At 65.1% G+C, this 20386-nt stretch carries 23 protein-coding genes and 1 pseudogene; 5 read left to right on the top strand and 19 right to left on the bottom strand.

The features are described 5' to 3' along the window. Positions 1-3: 3 nt before the first annotated feature. From DESUT3_RS16380 to DESUT3_RS16355, 6 genes are all read right to left on the bottom strand, one after another. The gene (locus DESUT3_RS16380) at positions 4-2847 is read right to left on the bottom strand and encodes a sensor histidine kinase (RefSeq protein ID WP_221249541.1); all 2844 of its coding nucleotides are present in this window, start codon (positions 2845-2847) and stop codon (positions 4-6) included. A gap of 212 nt (positions 2848-3059) precedes the next feature. Beyond that, a complete protein-coding gene (locus DESUT3_RS16375) occupies positions 3060-4307 on the bottom strand; it encodes a CinA family nicotinamide mononucleotide deamidase-related protein (RefSeq protein ID WP_221249540.1) in 1248 nt (415 codons plus the stop codon). A 115-nt stretch (positions 4308-4422) separates the two neighbouring features. After that, positions 4423-4875: a phosphatidylglycerophosphatase A family protein gene (locus DESUT3_RS16370; RefSeq protein ID WP_221249539.1), complete on the bottom strand. Its 453-nt coding sequence runs from the start codon at positions 4873-4875 to the stop codon at positions 4423-4425. Between the two features lie 18 nt (positions 4876-4893). Beyond that, entirely contained in the window at positions 4894-6081 is a 1188-nt protein-coding gene (larC, locus tag DESUT3_RS16365) for a nickel pincer cofactor biosynthesis protein LarC (protein ID WP_221249538.1), read from the bottom strand. Continuing rightward, positions 6078-6842 carry a nickel pincer cofactor biosynthesis protein LarB gene (gene larB, locus DESUT3_RS16360; RefSeq protein ID WP_221249537.1) on the bottom strand — a complete coding sequence of 255 codons (765 nt, stop codon included), beginning with the start codon at positions 6840-6842 and terminating at the stop codon, positions 6078-6080. The genes larC and larB overlap by 4 nt, the downstream gene beginning before the upstream one ends. A 193-nt stretch (positions 6843-7035) precedes the next feature. Then, positions 7036-9303 (bottom strand): GspE/PulE family protein, encoded by a 2268-nt coding sequence (locus DESUT3_RS16355; RefSeq protein ID WP_221249536.1) that lies wholly within the window; start codon positions 9301-9303, stop codon positions 7036-7038. A gap of 323 nt (positions 9304-9626) precedes the next feature. On the opposite strand from DESUT3_RS16355, the gene DESUT3_RS16350 reads away from it, so the two are divergent. From DESUT3_RS16350 to pal, 3 genes are all read left to right on the top strand, one after another. Beyond that, the gene (locus DESUT3_RS16350; protein ID WP_221249535.1) at positions 9627-10154 is read left to right on the top strand and encodes a hypothetical protein; all 528 of its coding nucleotides are present in this window, start codon (positions 9627-9629) and stop codon (positions 10152-10154) included. A gap of 352 nt (positions 10155-10506) precedes the next feature. Continuing rightward, a complete protein-coding gene (locus DESUT3_RS16345) occupies positions 10507-10752 on the top strand; it encodes a hypothetical protein (protein ID WP_221249534.1) in 246 nt (81 codons plus the stop codon). A gap of 225 nt (positions 10753-10977) precedes the next feature. Further along, positions 10978-11493: a peptidoglycan-associated lipoprotein Pal gene (pal, locus tag DESUT3_RS16340; RefSeq protein ID WP_221249533.1), complete on the top strand. Its 516-nt coding sequence runs from the start codon at positions 10978-10980 to the stop codon at positions 11491-11493. A gap of 79 nt (positions 11494-11572) precedes the next feature. On the opposite strand, the gene DESUT3_RS16335 is transcribed toward pal, so the two are convergent. Genes DESUT3_RS16335 through DESUT3_RS16320 form a run of 4 tightly spaced genes read right to left on the bottom strand, consistent with a single transcriptional unit; the run spans position 11573 to position 13658 of the window. After that, positions 11573-11833 (bottom strand): hypothetical protein, encoded by a 261-nt coding sequence (locus DESUT3_RS16335; RefSeq protein ID WP_221249532.1) that lies wholly within the window; start codon positions 11831-11833, stop codon positions 11573-11575. 27 nt (positions 11834-11860) lie between these two features. Further along, positions 11861-12499, bottom strand: coding sequence for a lactate utilization protein (locus DESUT3_RS16330; RefSeq protein ID WP_221249531.1), 639 nt, complete (start codon positions 12497-12499; stop codon positions 11861-11863). Positions 12500-12531: 32 nt separating this feature from the next. After that, on the bottom strand, positions 12532-13005 hold the full coding sequence (gene tsaA, locus DESUT3_RS16325; protein WP_221249530.1) for a tRNA (N6-threonylcarbamoyladenosine(37)-N6)-methyltransferase TrmO: 474 nt from the start codon (positions 13003-13005) through the stop codon (positions 12532-12534). Positions 13006-13022: 17 nt separating this feature from the next. Then, positions 13023-13658, bottom strand: coding sequence for a LysE family translocator (locus tag DESUT3_RS16320; protein WP_221249529.1), 636 nt, complete (start codon positions 13656-13658; stop codon positions 13023-13025). A gap of 246 nt (positions 13659-13904) precedes the next feature. Between DESUT3_RS16320 and DESUT3_RS16315 the strand changes: the two genes are divergently transcribed. Next, the gene (locus DESUT3_RS16315; protein WP_221249528.1) at positions 13905-14357 is read left to right on the top strand and encodes a ferritin family protein; all 453 of its coding nucleotides are present in this window, start codon (positions 13905-13907) and stop codon (positions 14355-14357) included. 159 nt (positions 14358-14516) lie between these two features. Here the strand turns inward: DESUT3_RS16315 and DESUT3_RS16310 are convergent, their stop codons facing one another. Further along, positions 14517-15836, bottom strand: a complete 1320-nt coding sequence (locus DESUT3_RS16310) for an NAD(P)-dependent oxidoreductase (protein ID WP_221249527.1) — start codon at positions 15834-15836, stop codon at positions 14517-14519. A gap of 346 nt (positions 15837-16182) precedes the next feature. Here DESUT3_RS16310 and ftnA point away from each other — a divergent pair, with 346 nt between their 5' ends. Then, on the top strand, positions 16183-16680 hold the full coding sequence (gene ftnA / locus DESUT3_RS16305) for a non-heme ferritin (protein ID WP_221249526.1): 498 nt from the start codon (positions 16183-16185) through the stop codon (positions 16678-16680). A gap of 12 nt (positions 16681-16692) precedes the next feature. Here the strand turns inward: ftnA and DESUT3_RS21365 are convergent, their stop codons facing one another. From DESUT3_RS21365 to DESUT3_RS16265, 8 genes and pseudogenes are all read right to left on the bottom strand, one after another. After that, the gene (locus DESUT3_RS21365; RefSeq protein WP_404827052.1) at positions 16693-17088 is read right to left on the bottom strand and encodes a cupin domain-containing protein; all 396 of its coding nucleotides are present in this window, start codon (positions 17086-17088) and stop codon (positions 16693-16695) included. Continuing rightward, positions 17074-17319, bottom strand: a pseudogene (locus DESUT3_RS21360) (GIY-YIG nuclease family protein); the annotation flags it as partial. The pseudogene DESUT3_RS21360 and the gene DESUT3_RS21365, both read right to left, overlap by 15 nt. 50 nt (positions 17320-17369) lie before the next feature. Then, a complete protein-coding gene (locus DESUT3_RS16290; RefSeq protein WP_221249525.1) occupies positions 17370-18026 on the bottom strand; it encodes a methyltransferase in 657 nt (218 codons plus the stop codon). A gap of 25 nt (positions 18027-18051) precedes the next feature. Then, positions 18052-18504: a YaiI/YqxD family protein gene (locus DESUT3_RS16285; RefSeq protein WP_221249524.1), complete on the bottom strand. Its 453-nt coding sequence runs from the start codon at positions 18502-18504 to the stop codon at positions 18052-18054. A gap of 47 nt (positions 18505-18551) precedes the next feature. Next, a complete protein-coding gene (locus DESUT3_RS16280) occupies positions 18552-18818 on the bottom strand; it encodes a hypothetical protein (protein WP_221249523.1) in 267 nt (88 codons plus the stop codon). A gap of 17 nt (positions 18819-18835) precedes the next feature. Continuing rightward, the gene (locus DESUT3_RS16275; RefSeq protein WP_221249522.1) at positions 18836-19165 is read right to left on the bottom strand and encodes a hypothetical protein; all 330 of its coding nucleotides are present in this window, start codon (positions 19163-19165) and stop codon (positions 18836-18838) included. A 255-nt stretch (positions 19166-19420) separates the two neighbouring features. Then, positions 19421-19924: a YcxB family protein gene (locus tag DESUT3_RS16270; RefSeq protein ID WP_221249521.1), complete on the bottom strand. Its 504-nt coding sequence runs from the start codon at positions 19922-19924 to the stop codon at positions 19421-19423. A gap of 29 nt (positions 19925-19953) precedes the next feature. Then, positions 19954-20250, bottom strand: a complete 297-nt coding sequence (locus tag DESUT3_RS16265) for a hypothetical protein (protein ID WP_221249520.1) — start codon at positions 20248-20250, stop codon at positions 19954-19956. Positions 20251-20386 lie beyond the last annotated feature (136 nt).

Genomic DNA, 20386 nt, shown 5'->3' with positions numbered 1-20386 from the left:
GGGTCAGCTGCGCGACCCGACCATGGCCGGTTCGGTAGCCAGAGGCAGCAGAACATGGAAAGCGCTGCCACGCGAGGGGCCGGGATTGCCGCTTTCCACCCAGACCATGCCGCCGTGGGCCTCGACGACTCCGCGGACCAGGGCCAGGCCGAGGCCGACCCCCTTGCCGCCGAAGCGCGTCCGGGAGGTGAAATGCCCGCTGATGTCTCCCACTTCGTAGAACTTGTCGAACACCTTGATCTGGTCCTCCGGATTGATCCCCACCCCGGTGTCCTGCACGGTCAGCTGCAGCAGCGGCCGGTCGGGGACCCCCTGGAAAAAAACCGGAGAGAAGCAGCGCAGGTCCTTTTCGCGCCCTTTGATTTCCTCCGAGCTGCAGAGCGCGCCGCGGATTTCGATGTGCCCCCCCTCGGGGGTGAACTTGACCGCGTTTTCCACCAGCCGGCGAAAGGTTTTGCCCAGATGCTGGGAGTCTCCCCGCAGCTCCAGCGGCCAGGGGATATCGGCAACGCTGAAGGAGAGCCCGCGTTTGCTGAACACCGGCTCGAATTCCCTGCTGATGTCTTCGATGAGCAGCGGCAGGTTGACCGCTTCCCGGCTCAGGTTGATGTCCTGGGATTCGACCCGGGCCACCTCGAGGAGATCCTGGACGATCTCCTCGAGACGTTTGCCCCCCTGGCGGACCGCCTCCAGCACGCGGACTTCCTCGCCATTGAGGCGGGAACCGAGCAGCGATTCGAGCAGCTCGGCCCCCGCCAGCACATAGGTCAGCGGGGTGCGCAGTTCATGGGAGGCGAGGGTCAGGAAGTTGCTCTTCATCTGGTCGACCTGGGCCAGCTTGCGGTTGGCCTCCTCAAGGCTGCGCAGGTGGTGGCGCAGCTGCTGCCGGGAGAGTTCCAACTCGCGGTTGCTCGCCTGGGTCAGCCGGTTCTGCCATTGCAGCGCATCGAAGAGCCCCGCCCCCTCCACCGCGGTGCCCACCTGGTTGCCGATGGCCTTGAGCAGGTTGAGTTCTTCACGGCTGAAAAAACGCTGCGCCCGGTAGAAGACGAACAGCACGCCGACGGTTTTCTCGTTGCTCACCAGGGGGACCGCCTGGAAACCCCGCCAGCCGGCGGCCCGCACCGCCTCGCTGCGCAGCCGGTTGTCGCGCTGCAGATCCACCGAAGAGCGCGGCCGGCCGCTGCGCGCGACCAGGCCGGCAAGGCCCTCGCCGGGGGCAAGCTTGCGCAGCTCCTGCAGGACCGACTCGTCGATCCCCTGGTGGGAGACCAGCTCCAGGTCGGTCCCTTCGTGGCGCACCAGGTAGACCCCCCCGCCTTCCCCGGTGAAGTTGCGGATCACCTCCTGCAGGATGATGTCGAGCATCTCCTTGAGTTCGCGGCTGCCCGCCGCACGATGGGCGATTTCGTTGACCAGGGTGAGGTCCTGGTTGCGCTGGCGCAGTTCCCGCTCGATGCGTTTGAATTCGGTCATGTCGCGCAGCACGCCGTGCACCACCTGCTCGTCGCCCAGTTCGCCGAGCCGGGCATGGACGGCGCCGGTGAACATGCGGCCGTTCTTGCAACGGAATACCAGGGAACTCTCCTCCCCGTAGCCATGGGTCAGGACTTTTTTCACCAGCCTCAAATAGCGTCGGTGCTGGGAGCCGGGAAACAGCACCGAGAGGGAGAGGGCGCGGATCTCCTGGGCGGTGTAGCCGAGCAGTTCCACGGTCCGGGTGTTGATTTCTCTGAGGGCGCCGGTGTGCGGGTCGATATAGAAAATGGCGTCGCCGGCGTTGTCGAGCAGCTGCTGGCAGCGTCGCTCGGTGTTCTCGAGGGCCTGTTGCAGGTGCAGGTTCTCCCGCCGCAGTTGGCGGCTCTGCAGGGCCAGGCGGCCGTTTTCGCCGAGCACCTTCCACAGGGGAATGGTCAACAGGGTGATCAGGCCCAGCACCGCGAAGATGGCCGATCCGAACAGGCTGGCGCCGCCGCCGACGGTGTCGAGGATCTCCCGGGGCGGAGTCAGGCCGAGGGACCAGCTTCGCCCGGAGATCTGCAGGGGAACGTGGGTCAGCAGCCTGGGGGCGCCGGTTTGGCCAAGCACTCGGGCGACAATGGGCGTGTTCTCCCGGATCAGGGCCGTCCCCCGCTCGCCCTGCACCATGGCCGAGAGGGCATGGAACAGCTGGGGGTTGTCCCGGGCAGAGACGATCTCCGAGACCAGTCTGCCCACCAGCTCGGGTTCGGCGTGCTCCAGGAAGATCCCCGAATGGTCCACCAGAAAGCCCGGGGATGCCGTCAGGCCCAGGCTGGCCAGGCCGGCGTTTTTCAGCCCCGCGAGGTCAACCAGCGCCTTGAGCGCCAGCGGGGGCTGGTTGGGGCGGGTGATCGGCTGGTTGAGCACCAGGATCGCTTCGCCGTTCACCTGGAGCGGATTCGGCGGCAGGTTTGGGCCGTCGGTGCCTGCCAGAAGGTGGACCGGGAAACCGCTCGAACTCAGAATGTTGGGGGGAGCCTCGGCGAGAATGTTGCCCTGCTGGTCCCTGAGGCAGAGGGCCTTGAGCACGCTGCCGGGGTAGTTCTGGGCGAGAATTTCCAGCTGAGCCGCTGCCTGGCGTGGATCAGCGAGCAGCTCCTCATGGGCGGAAAGCCGGTGCAGGCCGGATTGCAGTCGCTGCAGGAGCTGGCCCATGGACGTGCCCGCCTGGGTGGCAATCAACTCCTGCTGGCGGGTCAGGTTGCGGATGGTTTCCTGGCGTTCGCTGCGATGGAGGTAGAACAGCACGCACCCGGCCAGCGCCACCCCTGCGGCGAACAGCGCAAGAATCCTGCGCAGAGGGTAGTCCTTCCGTCGGCTGGCCATCAAAGCTTCTCCATCTCACCTGCTGCCCGCTTGCCGTCCCGGAGGTTGGTCGAGGGGGGCGGAAGAGAATTCCGATTCAGGCTAAGGCTTGAATTTTTCCACGAAAAGTTCTTTCGGTCAAGCGTCGGGGGGGCGATTCCCTTACCTGCAACTCTGGGTTCGGGTCGGGGAAAGCCTGCAAGTGCCTGCCAGGGATAGGAATTAGGGTTTGGTCAAATGTCCGCCCGCCGGCTGGCGGCAAAGCGCCGCAGCCATTCCAGGGCCATGATCGCGCTCAGCCGGCGGATCTTTTCCCTTCCTCCGGCGAAGCGGTATCCCTTGACCTTGGGCTGGTCCTCTGCATCGAGGGCGATGAACACGGTCCCCACGGGCTTGGCCGCAGTTCCCCCTTCGGGGCCGGCGATGCCGGTCACGGCCAGGCCAAGATCGGTACCGGCGGCGAGGCGAATGCCCCGGGCCATGGCCAGGGCCGTGGCCTCGCTGACCGCGCCCTGCTCGGCCAGGGTCTGGGCCGGGACCTGCAGCCACTGCTGCTTGGCCGAGTTGGCGTAGGTCACCGCGCCCCGCTCCAGAAATGCCGAGGCACCGGGGATGTCGGTGAGCATGCTGCAGATCAGCCCCCCCGTGCAGGATTCGGCCACCGCCAGGCTCAGTCCGGCATTGGTCAGCATTCGGGCGACGTTTCCGGCCAGGGTTTCTTCGCCCACGGCGACGACGAACTCGTCGAGCGCCCTGCGGGCCAGCAGTTCGGCCCGGTCAAGCGACTCCTCGGCGCTCTTGCCCGAAGCCCGCAGCTTCACCGCCACCAGGGGAAAGTCGACCCCGAAGGCGACCTGCACCCCCTCGGGGAGCCCGGCGCGGCTGAGCAGTTCCTCGGTTTTGGGTTCCGAGAGGCCGAACACCTTGAGCACCCGCTCCTGCATGGGGAGCGAGCCGCCGCCCCGCTCACGCAGCAGGGGGAGGACCGAGGCCTGCAGCATGGCTTCCATCTCTTCGGGAACCCCCGGCAGAAAGAACAGGTCCTTGCCGTTATGCTGCAGCAGGAACCCCGGCGCGGTTCCCCGGGCGTTGGGCAGTACCCGGATCTTTTGGGGGAGCAGGGCCTGCTTTTCGTTGCGGGGGTGCATGTCCAGTCCGAGCCCCTGGAAATGGTCGCGAATCAGGCCCAGCGCTTCGTCGTTCAGGACCAGGCGCCTGCCGAAGGCGCCGGCGGCGGCCCTTGCGGTCAGGTCGTCCTCGGTGGGGCCCAGCCCGCCGCTGACGATGACCACGTCACGGCAACTGGCCAGGTACAGCAGCGCTTCCTCGATGTCGGGCTCCACGTCCCCGACCGTCAGCGAGTCCCGCAGCAGGTAGCCGCAGCTGCCGAGAATCCGGCCGATCAGCGCCGTGTTCGTGTCGGCGATCTCGCCGTTGAGCAGTTCGTCGCCGATGGTCAGTACCGCGAATCGATCACCCATGTTCGTCCCTTTTTAAAGGCCTCGTGAGGCGTAAAGCGTGAGGCGTAAAGCGTAAAACCACCAACCCCTTACCCCCAGCCCTTGGCCCCTGGTTGTATCCACCCCGCACGGGCCATCAATCCATGAAATACAGCACCAACCGCAGTGCGATCGCGCCGTAGATGCCCGCCGCCACGTCGTCGAGGACCACGCCGTAGCCGTTTTTCAGCTTCTGGTCGAACCAGCGGGCCGGGGGGATCTTGACGATGTCGAAAAAGCGGAAGAGGAAAAAACCGAGCAGGGCCGCGCTCCAGGAGAAGGGCAGGAAGGCTACGGTAGCCAGGTAGCCCACCAGCTCGTCGATGACGATGCGCCCGTCGTCGACCACCCCGTAGATCTTGCCCGCTTCCCCCGCGGCCCAGAAGGAGAGGAACAGCAGCCCCAGCCAGGTCGTCAGGTACAGCCAGGGCGGCAGGGGGGCGAGCAGGAAAAAGGCCGGGATGCCGGCCAGGGTGCCTACGGTGCCGGGGGCGAAGGGAGAATAGCCGAGCCCGGCGTTGCTGGAGAGAAACAGGATGAAGCGGCGCATAAAGGCAGTATCCAGTGGTCAGTGGTCAGTGGTCGGGAAGGCCAGGTCCGCGGCGCGTTCGACGATGCGGTAGACCTCCGGCAGGGGAAGGCCGCTCTTCGCGGCCAGGGCCCGGCAGCTTTCGTACTCGGCGGTGACCCGCACCAGCTTCTCGCCCTCGAAGAGCAGCTTGACTTCGGCTTCGCCCAGGTCGGTGGTGACGGTGCGGGCTTCGCGGCGCAGCTTGAAGCGGCGGGTCTCGTAGCTGCGCACGCCGATGGCGCTGCTCTGGCGCAGCAGCAGCCGGGTCAGGGCCGGGGCTTCGGCCGGCGGCGCCACCACCGTGACCCGGACCCCGGGGCGGTTTTTCTTCATCTGCAGCGGCGCGAAGGCCGCGTCGAGGGCGCCGGCGGCGAGCAGGCTCTCGAGCAGTGCCCCCAGCCATTCGGGGTTGGCGTCGTCGAGATGGGTCTCGAGCACCGTGACCCGGTCGGTTTCCAGCTCCGCGCCGGGGTTCGCCCTGCCCAGCAGGCCACGCAGCAGGTTGGGGCGGTCGGCCAGCTTGCGGCCGCCGACCCCGTAGCCGACCCGCTCCAGGGTCATCTCGGGGAGCGGTCCGAAGCCGGCGATCTCGGCAGCGATGGCCGCTCCCGTCGGGGTGACCAGTTCGCGGTCCGAGCCGCCGTCGACGACCGGGCAGCCGCTCAGGATCTCGACAGTTGCCGGGGCGGGCAGGGGGAAGATGCCGTGGGCGGTCTTGATCATGCCCCGGGACATGGGCAGGGGCGAGCAGAGCACCTGCTCGACCCCCAGCAGCTGCAGGGCGGCGGCAGCGCCGACCACGTCGACGATGGAGTCGACGGCGCCGACCTCGTGGAAATGGACCTTTTCCACCGGCACCCCGTGCACCTTGGCCTCGGCCTCGCCGATGCGCCGGAAGATGCGCCGGGCCAGCTCCCGCACCGGCGGCAGCAGGGGGCTTTCGGCGAGCATGCGGTCGATGTCGGCCCAGGTGCGGTGGTGGTGCTGCTCCTCGCAGGCGACTTCGACGCGGGTCCCTTCGATGCCGGTGCGCTGTTCCCGGCGGCAGGACAGCCGGTAGCCCTGGACCGGGAGTTTTTTCACCTCGGCCTCGATCTGCTCCAGCGATACGCCCAGATCGGTCATCAGCCCGAGGAACATGTCGCCGGAGATGCCGGAAAAAGTGTCAAGATACAGGATGCTCAAGGTTTCGGCCCCCCGAGGCGGTTGATGCGGCTGGCGGCGAAGGCGGCGCCGAAGCCGTTGTCGATGTTGACCACGGTCACCCCGCTGGCGCAGGAGTTGAGCATGCCGAGCAGCGCGGCGACGCCGCCGAAGGCGGCCCCGTAGCCCACCGAGGTGGGCACGGCGATCACCGGCACCGAGACCAGGCCGCCGATCACCGAGGGGAGCGCCCCCTCCATGCCGGCCACCACGATGACCACCGTGGCTTCGCGCAGCCGGTCGGCCCGGGCGAACAGGCGGTGGATGCCGGCCACGCCCACGTCGACCAGTTCGTCCACCTCGTTGCCGAGCATGCGGGCGGTGACCGCCGCCTCCCGGGCGACCGGGAGGTCCGAGGTGCCGGCGCAGACCACCAGGACCTTGCCCGCGCCGAGGGGTTCGATGGGCTTCTGCACCAGGCAGAAGGTGCGCGCGTCGGGGTCGTACTCCCCGTCGGGGAAGCGGGTGAGCAGCGGCTCGACCTTATCCGCGCCGAGGCGGGTCACCAGGATGTTGCGGCCCCGCTCGGCCATGCACTCGACGATGGAAAAGACCTGCCCGGCGCTCTTGCTTTCGCCCAGCACCACCTCGGGGACCCCCTGGCGCAGTTCGCGGTGGTGGTCGATCATCGCCACGCCGATATCCTCGAAGGGGAGGGTGCGCAGCTTTTCCAGCCCCTCGGCGACGGAAATCTCTCCGGCGCTCAGGGCGGTCAGCAGGGTTTTCAGCTCGTTGGCATTCATTGAGTGCTCCGGATGAAAAAAGCTCTGGCGAACCGAAAGGATAACAGGTGATTGGGGAGATTTCAAAGGGGGAAATGGGGGCGAACCCAAAGGGGGATTTCAAAAAATTTTTCGAAAAAAAAAGCCCCCGGCAAGGGGACCGGGGGCGGGCAGGCCCACGGGGGCCGCCGGGAAGGGTTGTCGGGAGCCGGGTTCAGGCGCAGACGCGCAGGATCTGCTCGAGGTCGGTTTGCCCCTGGAACACCTTGGTGACGCCGTCCATGCGCAGGGTGCGCATCCCCTCGTCGATGGCCAGGGTGCGCAGCTGGTTGACCTGCATGTTTTTCTTGATCGCGTCGCCGATCGCCTCGCTGCCGAGCATCAGTTCGTGGATGGCGATGCGCCCCCGGTACCCCGATTTGTCGCATTTGGGGCAGCCGACCCTGCGCATCAGGGTGAGTTCGTCGCTGTAGTCGGGCATGGCGTGCTCGATGAAGCGCCGCGCCCCGTAGGCGCGCACCAGCTCGTCGTACTCCTCGCGGCTGGGCTGGTAGCTCTCGCGGCAGTCGGGGCAGAGCCGGCGGGTCAGGCGCTGGGCGAGAATGCCGAGCATCGCCTCGGAAAAGTTGAACGGGTCCATCCCCATCTCGATGAGCCGCACGACGGTTTCCGGGGCGCTGTTGGTGTGCAGGGTGCTGAACACCAGGTGGCCGGTGAGCGAGGCCTCGATGGCGGTCTTGGCCGTTTCGGGGTCGCGCATTTCGCCGATCATGATCACGTCGGGGTCGGCGCGCAGAAACGAGCGCATCGCCTCGGCGAAGGTGAAGCCGATCTTGGGATGGACCTGCACCTGGCGCAGCCCCTGCTGGGTGATCTCCACCGGGTCCTCCGCGGTCCAGATCTTGCGCTCGGCGGTGTTGATGTGCCCCAGGGCCGAGTGCAGGCTGGTGGTCTTGCCCGAGCCGGTGGGGCCGACGCAGAGGATGATGCCGTAGGGCTTGGCGAGAATCTCGCGAAACCCTTTGAGGTTGGGGGTGGAAAAGCCCATCTTGTCCAGCGGCAGCGGCTTGGAGTTGGCCAGCAGGCGCAGCACCGCGTCCTCCTTGCCGCCCACGGTGGGGGTGACCTCGACGCGGTATTCGAGCATCCGCCTTTCCTGGCGCAGCAGGATCTTGCCGCTTTGCGGCTTGCGGTGCTCGGCGATGTCGAGCTTGGCCATGATCTTGATGCGCGAGATGATGGCGTTCTGGTAGGTGGCGGCGATCTGGTGGGCGATCTGGCAGACCCCGTCGATGCGGTAGCGCACCCTTACCGGCTGCTTGCCCATGCCGGGTTCGACGTGGATGTCCGAAACCCCTCTCTGGTAGGCCTCGAGCAGCAGCTTGTTGACCAGTTTGATGATCTGCGAGTCCGATTCGCTGAACCGAGCGTCGTCGGAGGCCTCCTCCTCCACCGTCACGATGTCGTCGGACATCTCGCTGATCAGGTCCTGGACCTGGTCCTCGCTCTTGACGTAGTAGTTCTGGATCGCCGCTTCGATCTGCTTGCTGTTGGCCACCACCAGTTCGATGCTGCGGTTGGTGGAAAAGCGCAGGCTGTCGCCGATGGTGGGGTCGGTGGGCTGGGAGGTGACTACCACCAGGCGGTTGCGGTGCGCCTCGAGGGGCAGGATCTTGAGCTGGCGGACGGTTTCGAAGGGGATGGCGTTGAGCGCTTCGGGACTGGGGGATACCTTCTCCAGGTCGACCATGCGCATGCCGAACTTGGTGGCCAGGGCGGTGAGCAGCTGGTCCTCGGTGATCAGCCCCTTGTCGATGAGCAGTTCGCCGACCCGTTTTTTCTTCCCCTGCTGCTGACTCGACAAGGCCTCTTCGACCTGCTCGCGGGTCACCAGGCCGGCGGCGATGAGGATGTCGCCGATGCGCGCGTTTTTCGGGATCTTGCCGCTTTGATTGGCGCTCGAAAGGGTGTTCTCCACGGCCTCCTGGGGCAGGTTGTTGGCCTCGGCGAGGATCTCGCCGACTTTCTTCTCGCGCAGCTTTTTCTGTTCTTCGAGCACCTCCTTGACGGCCTTGGGGGTCACCGCCCCCTGCTCCTGCAGAATGTCGCCGAGCGGCCGTTGCTGGTGCCGCATGCGCACGCCGTTGGTGCAGAAGAAGATGCTTTTGAAGGGGGCGTCGCGGTCGGTGGGGAACCCGTAGAAACCGTTGGGCGATTTCTTGTTGCCGTGGGTGCGCACCTGGTAGTAGTCGCCGGTGGTGGTTTCCACCTCCTCGAGGACCTCGTTCGGCTGCGGGGGCATCGACCAGTTGGCCTTGCCCAGCAGATAGATGCAGCAGATGTCGTAGAGAGAATAGCAGAGACGGATGCCGTTCTCTTTGAGGGTCACCTCGGCGTCGCTGCTGGATGATTTCAACGGCTCGGCCAGCGTCGCCTCGATGGTCTGGCCGTCCAGGAACTTGATGATGATATTTTGCTCCACGCGCCCACCTCGCCGGGCCCCTTCGGGGGATTGGAATTAGATTCGGGGAAACGGTATTCAATGACAAGCAAGAATTGCACCTGCTGAAAAGCGGTAGGCGATTTTTCCAGAATTCGCCCCGCGGACGGCTGCTGGCTGCCCTGGGAGGCCGGTTGCAGGGGGTAAGTCAAAAAAATGGCGCACCTGTTTCCCGGCGGTGGGTTCTCCTGGTCTGTATTAGAAATCCCTTCGGGTGTAGAATGTGAATCAGGACGCCTGCCCGGCAGGTTATGCGCCTGGGAACGTTCCTCAACCGGGCACGTGCTGAAGAGAGGAGGAAAATCATGAGACGCTTGATGTTCTGGGTAGGTACGATGCTGCTTTGTCTGGCATTCGCCGGACCGGCAGCATTTGCACAGATGGACGACGAGTTCAATGATGACACGGAAATCCTCGAGTTTGAATCCATGGTCGGGGTGAGCGGACCGTTTCTGGGCGACCTGAACCCCATCCGCGAGATCAACGGTGGGGGCCGCCCCTGGGTGCTGGAGGAAGCCGAGGGCGAGTTGAAGGCCAACGGCATGCTCGAAGTCGAGGTGGAGGGGTTGATCATCCCCGACACCGAGCCCGGCTTCGGGTTCAACCCGGCGGCATTCTTCCTCGCGGCGGTCAGCTGCCTGACTTTCGGCGAGGATGAAACCGTGGTGGTGGAAAATGTGTTCACCCAGATGCAGGACACCCGGATGATCGGTGACCCGCGCAACGGGGATGCCAAGATCAGGGCCCTGCTCGATCTGCCCGATCCCTGCTTCGCGCCGTTGGTGTTTGTCACCTCGCCCACTGGGTCGTGGTTTGCCGTGACAGGAAGGTAGGCGGATTGAATGCAGGAGGGAAAACGGGCCCGCTCCGGGCAGGGGAGCCGGCCCATTTTTTTCCAGTGCCCCTCGGGGGTTGCTCCGGGGGCACTTGGCTGCGGGGCACGGGAAAAGACGAGTTTGTCCGGCGGCGGCCCGCTGCCGGACACTTTTTGCGGCCGCGAATGCAGGCAGGATGCGGCTTGTAAAATTCCTGTTGACAAAGATTGTAAAAGGGATTTTATTATGCGCCGATTGCCGCCATGCCCCTTATATTTACTGTATCGTTGCCATGCATTTTCGTCCGCTGTCAAAAAAAGGTTGTGCACTGATTCTGGTCCTCGCTCTGCTGGCGATTCGCCTGGGGAGCGTGAGCCATCCGGTTTTTGTTGAACCGGTTCAGCAGTACATCTCGCAGACCGCTTATATCGCGGACGGTGACATCAAGCCCGGTGCCCCCGGCTTCAAGCACAAGCGCTTTCTCAGCGACGCGCCCGTGGTGGTGGAAATATTCTCGCCCCCCCTGTTCGTCCCCCAGACCCCGACCGTCTACCTCCCCGCCCCCGTGGAGGCCCTTCCCGAGGTCTATCTCAAATCGTTCATACCACCAGCCTAGGCCCCTCCGGCCAGGGACCGCCGTGAAATCGGCGCCCCATTTCAACCGACAGACAGAGTTACCCATCGGGCGGGCGGCAGTGCCGCCGCCGGCCGTCGTCGTTCCTGGACGCGCGCGATTGTCGCCGCCGGAACGTCTCGCCCGATAATATACAAACCCGTTTTCCAGTGCGGCAAGGCCGCCAACTCAACCGTCGAACGACAGAAAAGAAAGGACTGCATCACAATGAAAAAAGCGACTGTATCCCTGGTTCTCGCCCTCTGCTGCGCCCTGCTGGCCAGTGGTTGCGCCAAAAAACCCAAAGTGACCGAAACCCTGCCCACTGCTCAGCCGGCTCTCGCCGACACCCAGGACAGCAGCAAAAACAGCAACTTCAACCAGAACGCCACCGGCGACCTGATGGTCGGCAACGCCCAGACCGGCATGCAGGCGATCTACTTCGAGTTCGATTCGGTCCTGCTCAGTGACGAGGCCCGCGCCACCCTGCAGAAAAACGCCCAGTGGCTCAAGTCCAATGCCGGCTCCCGCATCACCATCGAAGGCCACACCGACGAGCGCGGCTCCGACGCTTACAACCTGGCCCTCGGCGAGCGTCGCGCCGTGGCCACCCGCAACTACCTGGTGACCCTCGGCGTCAGCGCCGACCGCATCCAGATCATCAGCTACGGCGAAGAGCGCCCCGCCCTGCAGGGGAGCACCGAAGACGCCTGGTCCAAAAACCGCCGCGCCGAATTCATGTAATCGGTTCGATTCGCTGCAAAACGTCAAAAGGGAGAGGCCCAGGCCTCTCCCTTTTGCGTTTTCCGGGGCGCCGCCGCGGTTATTTTCCGCCCCGATGGCGCAGAAAATAGAGCGCCAGGCCGATGACCGTCAGCAGGGGGATCAGCAGGATGAGGACTTTGACCAACTCCACGGCGCTGGCGTAAAAGACCTCCTGGACGGTAAATGCACGGGGGAAAAAGCGCTTCAGGTAGTGGATCTCCTCCAGGGAATGGAGGCAGATGGCGACCATGGCCGCCAGGGCGGCGACCAGGGCGGCGCCGGCGATGAACGGGCCGAGGCTGGCAGAGAGCTTTTTCATAAGGCCTCCCGGGCGATTTTGGCAGGCTTACAATCCCAACTCCGCGTCGATGAGAACGACCTTGATGCGCCCCTGCGGATAGGATTTGGCCATCACCGACCAGTTGTTGCAGATCCTCTGCGGCGAGGTGCAGTCGTGGCAGTGGCCGGTGGTGGCGCAGGGGGTGGCGAAACGGTGACGGCCGGCGTTGGCCGGTGCCGCGTGGTGGCGAATCCGCGCCATGGCGCCCTCGAGGTCGGGAACCAGCTTGTTGCGGCCGGCGAAGATGACCACCTTCTTCGGCCCGAAAGCGATGGCAGCGGTGCGGTTGCCGATCATGTCGAGGTTGACCAGCTGCCCGCAACCGGTAACGGCGTTGCTTCCGGTCAGAAACAGGTCGCTGAGCAGGGCCCGGCGCCGGCGCTCGATGATCTCCCGCCAGGGCACCCCCTGCTCGAAGCTTTTGATCAGCTCGATCCCCGCCCGCCCCTCAAGCCGCTGCAGCACGCCGGTCGTCTCCAGGGTCAGCGAATCGCCCCAGGAGACCGTCTGCGGCCGCAGTTTCGGCAGGATTTCCTGAAAGAACAGCTCGGCCGCCTGCTGCGGGGACGGGGCGAGGAAGGCCTCGAAGCCGTTGGCGGTCAGGGCGTCGCGGCAGCTCTCCAGGGTCTCGGCACGGGTCGGCATGGGCGGCTTCTCCGGGGAGAGGGGGATCGGGCCTATTCGAAGCGGCGATCGGATTTCTGGTTCAGCACCCGGCCGCGCGCGGCCTCCAGCCAGCCGGTCCTGACCTGCTCGGGCTGGTCGAACTCGGGGACGAAGGGCTTGATGTCCAGCACCGGCGTGCCCTCGAGCATGTCCAGGTTTTCGATATGCAGCAAATTCCCCTCGATGCCTGCCAGCCGCACCACCGACAGGCCGATGGGGTTGGGGCGCTTCGGGGCCCGGGTGGCGAACACGCCGTGGGGCCTGGTGTCGAGAAAGGGGGTCACGGTCAGCTGGGTCTGGCGGACCTGGTGGAAATGATAGATGACGAAGAGGTGGGAGAAGCCGTCGAGATCCCGCAATCCTTCGACCAGATCCGGGCGGATTTCGATGGTCCCGGCCACGGCGTCGGCCCCGGCCGGCTGAATCGGCATCTCCTCGATGGTCTTGAAGGGGCTGTGCACCACCCCGATGGGTTCGAAGGTCATGGAAGCTCCTTGGCTGGTCAGCGGGCCGCGGCCAGGCGCAGGCCGAGAAAGATCAGCACCGACCCGGTCAGTGCGCCGAACATCCGGTTGGCGGCGGGGCGCAGCAGCCACTGCCGGGCCTGGCGGACCATCAGCGCCAGCAGGCACTGCCAGAGCATGGCGATGGCGAAGTGCATGCCGGCCAGCAGCAGCGACTGGGCCAGGGCCGAGCGCGAGGGGTCGATGAACTGGGGGAGAAACGCCAGGTAGAAGACGGCCGTCTTGGGGTTGAGCACGTTGGACAGAAACCCTTCCTTCAGCGAGCGAAGGGCCTTGAACTCCCCGGCCCTGGCGGCCTCGATGCTGCCGGCCAGCGCCGAGCGGCGGCGCAGGACGTCCCGCCAGTTGCTCGCCCCCAGCCAGACCAGGTAGCAGGCCCCGGCCAGTTTCAGGCAACTGAAGGCCCAGGCGGTCTGCAGCAGGATCACCGAGATGCCCACCGCCGAGACCGCGCCGTGCACGAACAGCCCCGAGCAGATGCCCAGGCTGCTCACCGCGCCGTCGCGCAGGCCGCCCCTGGCGGTGTTGCGGATCACCAGCAGGGTATCCAGCCCCGGGGTGACGGTCAGCACGGTGATGGCGAGCAGGTAGGTGGCCAGCAGATGGGGGTCCATGGTCGGGGCGATCCTCGTGTGTGGGCTGGTTCGGGGCGGTTGGCAATCGCGGCGTTGCAACTGCTCCATAGTAGCAGCCTCAGCGGGGCCAGGGGAAGCGCCATGTTGGCCACCGGGCCATTTTGCCGGCCAGGGTTGCCATTCGCCGCAGATGCGGTAACCTTGCATTTCGCCCCGGGAAGCCATTTCCCCTGTAGTGAGAATCACCGGCCCCCGATTTTCGGGGGACTGCCGAAGGAGAACTCCATGGCGTTTGTGACCCTTGATGAAGTGATCCGCTTCGCCGTCAAGAAGGAGGAAGAGGCCTTCCAGCTCTATAAAACCGCCGCCGGCATGTCGACCAGCATCGCGGCGCGCAAGATGTTCGAGTCGATGGCCGCCGAAGAGGCCAGGCACAAGGAAGTGTTCGGCCAGATGAGCGTCGAGAAGGCCCAGCAGTACAAGGCGGTCACCATTCCCGCGATGAATATCGACAAGTACCTGGTCGACGTGGAGTTGCAGCCGAACCTCAACTACCAGCAGATTCTCATCTTCGCCATGAAGGCCGAGGAAAACGCCTTTCAGCTCTATACCGCCGCCGCCGATGCCGCCCAGGACCCCGAGTTGGAGAAGGTGCTGCGCGTCTTCGCCGACGTCGAAAAGGGGCACAAGGTCAAGGTCGAACAGCTCTACGAGGAGCACGTGCTGACCGAGGGGTGAGCCGTAAGCCGTAAGTCGAAACCAAATAAAAAAGCCCGCCGCGTGCGGGCTTTTTTTGTAGGTCTTCACCAGCGCTGCTTGGTTGAGCTCCCTCCCCTTCAAGGGGAGGGTCGTGGTGGGGATGGGGTGAAATTTTCCGGGCTGCCGCGGCGATGCGCTTTACAGGTGCAGGCTGCGCAGGTAGGTGTCCATCGCCTCGGCGACGCGGCGCCCTTCGCGCATGGCCAGGATGACGGTCTGGGGTTCGTGGACCACGTCGCCGGCGGCGAAGACTCCGGGGCGGGTGGTCATGCCGTAGTGGGGTTCGGCCTGGGTGTGGACATATCCCCGCTCGTTGGTCTTGATCCCGGTGGTGGTGGAGACGATGCGGGCGAAGGGTTTCTGGCCGATGGCGACGATGATCTTGTCGCAGGGCAGCTCCCGCTCGCTGCCGGGAATCGGTAAAAACCGGCTCTGGCCGTCGACGATCTGGCGCGGGGCGAAGCCCTGCAGGGTGACGCCGGTGACCCGGCTGTCGCCGTGGATCTGCGCGACGCTGGTCTGAAACTGGAATTTCGCCCCCTCATGGAGGGCCTCGAAGTACTCCTTGTCGCTGGCGCGCCGTTCGCTCTCGGCCATGATGTCCACCACGTCCACCGAGGCGGCGCCGATGCGCAGGGCGGTGCGGGCGGCGTCGGCCGCCACGTTGCCGGCGCCGACCACGATCACCCGGTCCCCCTCGCGGATCGGCAGGTGGCTGGCCGGCAGGCGGCTCTCGCGCACCAGCTCCACCGTCTCCAGGAAGTAGATCGCCTGCATGGAGCCCGGCAGATCCTCGCCCGGTACTCCGAGCTTGCGCGAGAGGCCGGTCCCGGTGCCGATGAAGATCCCCTTGTAGCCCATGCTGAAGAGCTGGTCGAGGGTCAGCGCCTCGCCGATCACCACCCCGGTGTCGATGCGCACCCCCAGGTTGCGGATGATCTCGATCTGCTTGTCGACCATCTGCTTGGGCAGCCGGTATTCGGGGATGCCGTAGCGCAGCACCCCGCCGGGCAGGGGGCGGGCTTCGAAGACGGTGACGCGGTACCCCTCCCTGGCCAGGATGCCGGCGACGGTCAGGCCCGCGGGGCCGCTGCCGATCACGGCCACCTTTTCCATGACCCGGTTGAGGGAGAGTTCCATCTCCTTGTCGGCGAGAAACCGCTCCAGTTTGCTGATCTTGATCCCCTTGCCCTTTTTGTCGAGCACGCAGGCCCCCTCGCACTGGTCGCTGTGCGGGCAGACCCGGGCGCAGATCACCGCCAGGTTGCTGCGTTCGTTGATCAGCTTGATCGCCTCGGCGTAGTTGCGCGAGCGGATCGCCTGGATGAACTCGGGGATGCGGTTATGGATGGGGCAGCCCTGCACGCAGAGCGGGTTTTTGCATTGCAGGCAGCGACTCGCCTCGGCGATCGCCTCCTCTTCAGTGAAGCCTTTTTCCAGTTCTTCGAAATCGAGCATGGAGCCAGATGCCTTGTCTATAGGGGGTTAGGTTAAACAGGTCCGCCGGGCGGAAGAAAAAATGACTGGCCCAAGTTAACGGCCCAGGGCAACTCTCGTCATTTTCCTGCGGCGGTTGCCGAAAAGTCAAGACGTGGCGGAAGGGCCGCTGTCCGGGTGGCGGCTCAGGCCGCTGCTCGTCGGCTTCGCCAGGCCCGCGCTGGCGGGGAGGCGAATGCCGCGTATACTGGACTGACAGGCGGGAACGACGATTACCTGATCCGTGCATTTGGACCCGGCAATAGCGCACTTCCCCTCTTTTCCCGCCTTGAACCCGCGGAATCAGGCATTACGAAAGGAGCGTATTATGCTGAGCAAGAACATGGTCAAGCGGCTCAATGAGCACATCACCCTCGAGTTCTACTCCTCCAACCTCTACCTGCAGATGAGCGCCTGGGCCGACCTCAAGGGGCTCGACGGCTGCCATGCCTTTCTGCGCGCCCACGCCGAGGAGGAGATGGGGCACATGCACAAGCTGTTCAACTACGTCAACGAAACCGGCGCCATGGCCCTGATCGGCGAGATCAAGGCGCCGCCGAGCGAATACAAGTCGGTGGGCGAGCTGTTCCAGAAGGTCTACGAGCACGAGTGCTTCATCACCGGCAAGATCAACGAACTGGTAGCCGCCGCCTTTAAGGAGCAGGATTTCTCCACCTTCAACTTTTTGCAGTGGTACGTGGCCGAGCAGCACGAGGAGGAGTACCTCTTCCAGCAGGTGCTCGACAAGATCAAGATCATCGGCGAGGCCGGCAGCGGCGTGTTCTTCATCGACAGGGCGGTAGGCGAACTGCTGCGCCAGAAGTAGCGGGGCGGGACACTATTCTCCCTGCGGCAGGTAGTCCTCGCGCACCGGCGAGAAGGCCTCGACGGCGACGGAATCCTCCAGCGCCAGGGCGCTGTGCGGGGTGTTGCCGGCGATGCACCAGCTATCGCCCGGTTCGACCAGGTGTGGCTGGCCGCCGATGGTCAGCTCCATCCGTCCTGTCACCAGGTAGCCGGTCTGTTCGTGGGGGTGGCGATGGTCGGGGAGCACCGCCCCCTTGTCGAGCCGGAACTCGGCCAGCAGCGTCTTTTCGCCGTGGACCAGGGTTTTTTGGCGGATTTTGGCGATGGGGGTCGAGTAGCCCCGGGAGTCTTGTTTGCGGAACATGTCTGCCTCCTGAAGGGGGGGATATTCCAACCTGTCTCGGCCTGGTGCCGGAGCGGCGGTCATCTCCAGCTTGGCGCGCCGGGGCAGCCTTTTGATCTCGGCCTCGCGGCGGGTGGCCGCGCCGCGCGAGGGCGCCGCCTCGCAATAGCGCAGTTCCACCGGGAGCCGCCCCCGGGTGTAACGGGCGCCGCGCCCTGCCGCGTGGGTGGCCAGGCGACGCTCCAGGTCGTTGGTGATGCCGGTATAAAGCGTTCCGTCGGCGCAGCGCAGGATGTAGACCAGCCAGGGTTTCATCGGCCAAGATTAGCGCGTTTGCGCGGGCGCCGCAAGACGCGGCCCCTTCCTCAGGGGCGCCAGGCCATGAGCAGGCGGTTTTTCGGAGTGATGTCGCCGGGGATCTTTTGGGTGACGACCTGGTATCCCCCCGCACTGAGCTTGGCGGCTCGCACGACATCGACGGCCAGCGGGCCCTCGAGCCAGCCGAGCAGGCCGCCGGTGTCGCAGCGCTCCAGGTCGTGGCAGCAGGGGAGCACCGCCAGCGGCGCGCCGGCCTCCGCGGCCCGGCCCAGCACCAGGTCGGTGAGGGGGCCGCAGGCGTGGGCCGAAACGACCAGGTCGTTGGCCTGGAGAGGGACATCTTCAAGGGGGCTCTGGACAAAGCGCACCCGGCCGGCCAATCGCGGCCATTGGGCGCTGAGGGCGCCGGCAAGCCTGGCGGCGCTTTCCGGGATGCGGCAATCCACGGCCAGCGCTTCGGGGGAGCTGTCGTCGAGCAGCAGCAGAATGTGGGCCAGCAGCCCGTGACCACAGGCCAGGTCCACCACCCGCCCGCCCCGGAATCGGCGCCGCACCCGGCGGGCCACCTCCCAGGCCTCGTAGAGTTCCTTGCGCGGCAGGCAGCCGGCGTGGCAGACGGCCCTGGCGATGCGCTCGAAAAGGGTGGCGCCGGGAAACAGTTCCAGCTGGCGTTCGGTCAGGCGGTTTTTCGACGAGCGGTCCATGGGGTCCGGGGAGGGGGGCGGCGCTTCAGGCGCCGAGATGGCGGGTCAAAAAGCTGTCGAGCCGGTTGGCGAAGGCCTGGCGGTCGCTCTGGCTGTAGGCCGCGGGGCCGCCGGTATCCACACCGCTGCCGCGCAGCTCGTCCATGAAATTGCGCAGGGTCAGGCGTTCCTGGATGTTGTCCCGGGTGTAAGCCTCGCCGCGGGGGTCGAGCACGTGCCCGCCGCGTTCGATTACCTGCGCCGCCAGGGGAATGTCGGCGGTGATGACCAGGTCGCCTGCCTGCAGCTGATCGACGATCCGCTGGTCGGCGACGTCGAATCCCGCGGCCACCTGGATGGTGCGGATGTGCTGCGAGGCAGGGGTGCGCAGCGGCTTGTTGGCCACCAGGATCAGCGGGGCCCGCACCCTCTGTGCGGCGCGGAACAAGATCTCCTTCACCGGTTTCGGGCAGGCGTCGGCATCGACCCAAATCTGCATGGTTGTTTCTCCAAAGAGGTGTTCCCGGGGAGGCCGGACTCGACCCTTCAGCGACCCAGCGAGTTGAGCAGCAGCAGGGCGAAGGCGATGAGCAGCCCCAGGCTGCCGAGGTAGCCGTAGTAGGCCGAACCTACGCGTCCGGTTTTGGCACGGGTCGCCGATTTGTAGGTTTTCAGATGCTTGTGCACCTGCCAGCGGATTTCGAAATAGTTCACCTTGGCGTTCTCTCCGGCCACCTCTTTCAGGATCAGGAAGCTGAAGACAAAATTGACGATTCCGGCAAGCACCAGCAGGATGAGCCAAGTCAGGGGCAAGGGAAATTTCCTCCGTGCTAGGACTTCTTGTTGCGGACCCTGCCGCTGATGTGCAGCCCGCAATGCAGGCAGCGGCGCAGGTAGAGCGGGGTGAAGCCGTTCATGTGAAAATGGTTGCCGCAAGCCGGGCAGCGGGCGAAGGCGGCCTGCACGCTGGCCACCAGCACCAGCACCAGCCACACCGCGAACACCTTGCCGGCGGCGCGATCCGAGTGGGTCAGTTCGAGCGTCGTCCAGATCGCCGGCAGGTAGACCAGGATCGTCCCCCAAAGAAACCAGCGGCGACGGCGCAGGCTTTTCAAGCCGGGGTCACGCTTGGGGATGTCGGTATCGGTCGGCTGATTCAAAGCTCGTGGTTCCCGTGGTTTCCCCCGCGCCAGGGGCCTTGAAGGGGCCGGCCAGGTCTCGGGGCCGGGTGGTTCAGTTTTTGGTTTGCCGCAGGGCCAGGCTCAACAAGTGCCAAGTCCAGCCGATGGCCGCGGGAAGCGTCCAGATCAGGAGCCCCGCGATGATTCCTTCCAACATTGGGTCCTCCGCGTCCGTGGTTTGTTACACCGCCAGGATACCACGAGGCGGAGCGGGCCCGCAAAAAGGGCCGGCACTCAGCCCGGCAGCCGCTTGAGCTTGACGGCATCGATGAGCGCCAGCAGGCGGGGCTCATCGTCGCCCGCCAGGGCCGCGCGGGGGATGAAGAAGAACAGGTCTTTTTCCAGGTAAAACATGAAGCCGGGCCTGGCCCGACGGTAACCGATGATGCTGGTCCACGACTGTTTGAATTTCGAGGCCGGTCCCTGGCCGGAGATGCCGGTTTCATCGATGCGGATGGACATCTCCCCGAGCAGCTCCTGGTTTCCTTTGAGGCCCCGCATGGATTTCGCCGCGAAGATCTGCCGGGAAAGCACGCAGTACAACCCGAAGAGCAGGGTCGCCAGACTCACCCACTTGTTGGGGAACAGCCCCCCCAGGCCGATGGAGCCGATGAGGACCATGGCGGCGCCGAAATAGAAGCGGATCTTCAGGTGATGATCCGCGGCGTAGTGCGCTTCGTAGAACTGGCGCCAGGTTTTTTCGGTCAATTCGTAGTGCAGGGAAATGCTCTGGCTCATGGGCTTGGCACCTGGCTTCCTGGAGTCGCTCATCTCCCGGATGAATTTTTCTTCCCGCGGCTGACGGGGTTTTTCCACAGGTTGACCACGTGGTAGCCGATGCTGGCGGCGAGGAAGACCACCAGCCCCGGCAGCAGGAACTGGCTGCCGAAATACCTCGAAATAAACGGGTTGGAGATGACCAGCAGGATGATCCAGAACGACTTGCTGCCGACCTTGAACTGGCGCCCGGGCCGCCGGATGGCGTCGATGGTCATGATAACGCCGTAGATCACCAACAGCAGCACCGCCAGCATGGCCAGGTGCTGCAAGCCGAATTCAGGCATTCATCTCCCCTTTGAATTTTTTAAAGCAACCTGTTCGCAACCTGAAAACAGCCCTTGAAGGCGAATTGAGTGAGAATATTCAGCCTTCGCCTGAAACTCAGATTTTATCCCGCCTTTTCAGATCTGCTCCGTGCTC

This window comes from Desulfuromonas versatilis (genome assembly GCF_019704135.1).
In the GTDB taxonomy this organism is placed as follows: Bacteria; Desulfobacterota; Desulfuromonadia; order Desulfuromonadales; family NIT-T3; genus Desulfuromonas_A; species Desulfuromonas_A versatilis.
Note: the sequence above shows the minus strand (reverse complement) of the source record. Positions and strands in the feature narration are given on the sequence as shown.

What these genes read in the sequence shown, in the direction of transcription:
- DESUT3_RS16330 (WP_221249531.1), bottom strand. Translation starts at nt 12,499, where the DNA reads ATGCCGACCCGTGCCGAGACCCTGGAGAGCTGCCGCGACGCCCTGACC.
- DESUT3_RS16320 (WP_221249529.1), bottom strand. Translation starts at nt 13,658, where the DNA reads ATGGACCCCCATCTGCTGGCCACCTACCTGCTCGCCATCACCGTGCTG.
- DESUT3_RS16285 (WP_221249524.1), bottom strand. Translation starts at nt 18,504, where the DNA reads ATGCAGATTTGGGTCGATGCCGACGCCTGCCCGAAACCGGTGAAGGAG.
- pal (WP_221249533.1), top strand. Translation starts at nt 10,978, where the DNA reads ATGAAAAAAGCGACTGTATCCCTGGTTCTCGCCCTCTGCTGCGCCCTG.
- DESUT3_RS16335 (WP_221249532.1), bottom strand. Translation starts at nt 11,833, where the DNA reads ATGAAAAAGCTCTCTGCCAGCCTCGGCCCGTTCATCGCCGGCGCCGCC.
- DESUT3_RS16270 (WP_221249521.1), bottom strand. Translation starts at nt 19,924, where the DNA reads ATGAGCCAGAGCATTTCCCTGCACTACGAATTGACCGAAAAAACCTGG.
- DESUT3_RS16380 (WP_221249541.1), bottom strand. Translation starts at nt 2,847, where the DNA reads ATGGCCAGCCGACGGAAGGACTACCCTCTGCGCAGGATTCTTGCGCTG.
- DESUT3_RS16370 (WP_221249539.1), bottom strand. Translation starts at nt 4,875, where the DNA reads ATGCGCCGCTTCATCCTGTTTCTCTCCAGCAACGCCGGGCTCGGCTAT.
- larB (WP_221249537.1), bottom strand. Translation starts at nt 6,842, where the DNA reads ATGAATGCCAACGAGCTGAAAACCCTGCTGACCGCCCTGAGCGCCGGA.
- DESUT3_RS16265 (WP_221249520.1), bottom strand. Translation starts at nt 20,250, where the DNA reads ATGCCTGAATTCGGCTTGCAGCACCTGGCCATGCTGGCGGTGCTGCTG.
- DESUT3_RS16290 (WP_221249525.1), bottom strand. Translation starts at nt 18,026, where the DNA reads ATGGACCGCTCGTCGAAAAACCGCCTGACCGAACGCCAGCTGGAACTG.
- tsaA (WP_221249530.1), bottom strand. Translation starts at nt 13,005, where the DNA reads ATGACCTTCGAACCCATCGGGGTGGTGCACAGCCCCTTCAAGACCATC.
- DESUT3_RS16315 (WP_221249528.1), top strand. Translation starts at nt 13,905, where the DNA reads ATGGCGTTTGTGACCCTTGATGAAGTGATCCGCTTCGCCGTCAAGAAG.
- DESUT3_RS16350 (WP_221249535.1), top strand. Translation starts at nt 9,627, where the DNA reads ATGAGACGCTTGATGTTCTGGGTAGGTACGATGCTGCTTTGTCTGGCA.
- DESUT3_RS16310 (WP_221249527.1), bottom strand. Translation starts at nt 15,836, where the DNA reads ATGCTCGATTTCGAAGAACTGGAAAAAGGCTTCACTGAAGAGGAGGCG.
- ftnA (WP_221249526.1), top strand. Translation starts at nt 16,183, where the DNA reads ATGCTGAGCAAGAACATGGTCAAGCGGCTCAATGAGCACATCACCCTC.
- DESUT3_RS21365 (WP_404827052.1), bottom strand. Translation starts at nt 17,088, where the DNA reads ATGACCGCCGCTCCGGCACCAGGCCGAGACAGGTTGGAATATCCCCCC.
- DESUT3_RS16375 (WP_221249540.1), bottom strand. Translation starts at nt 4,307, where the DNA reads ATGGGTGATCGATTCGCGGTACTGACCATCGGCGACGAACTGCTCAAC.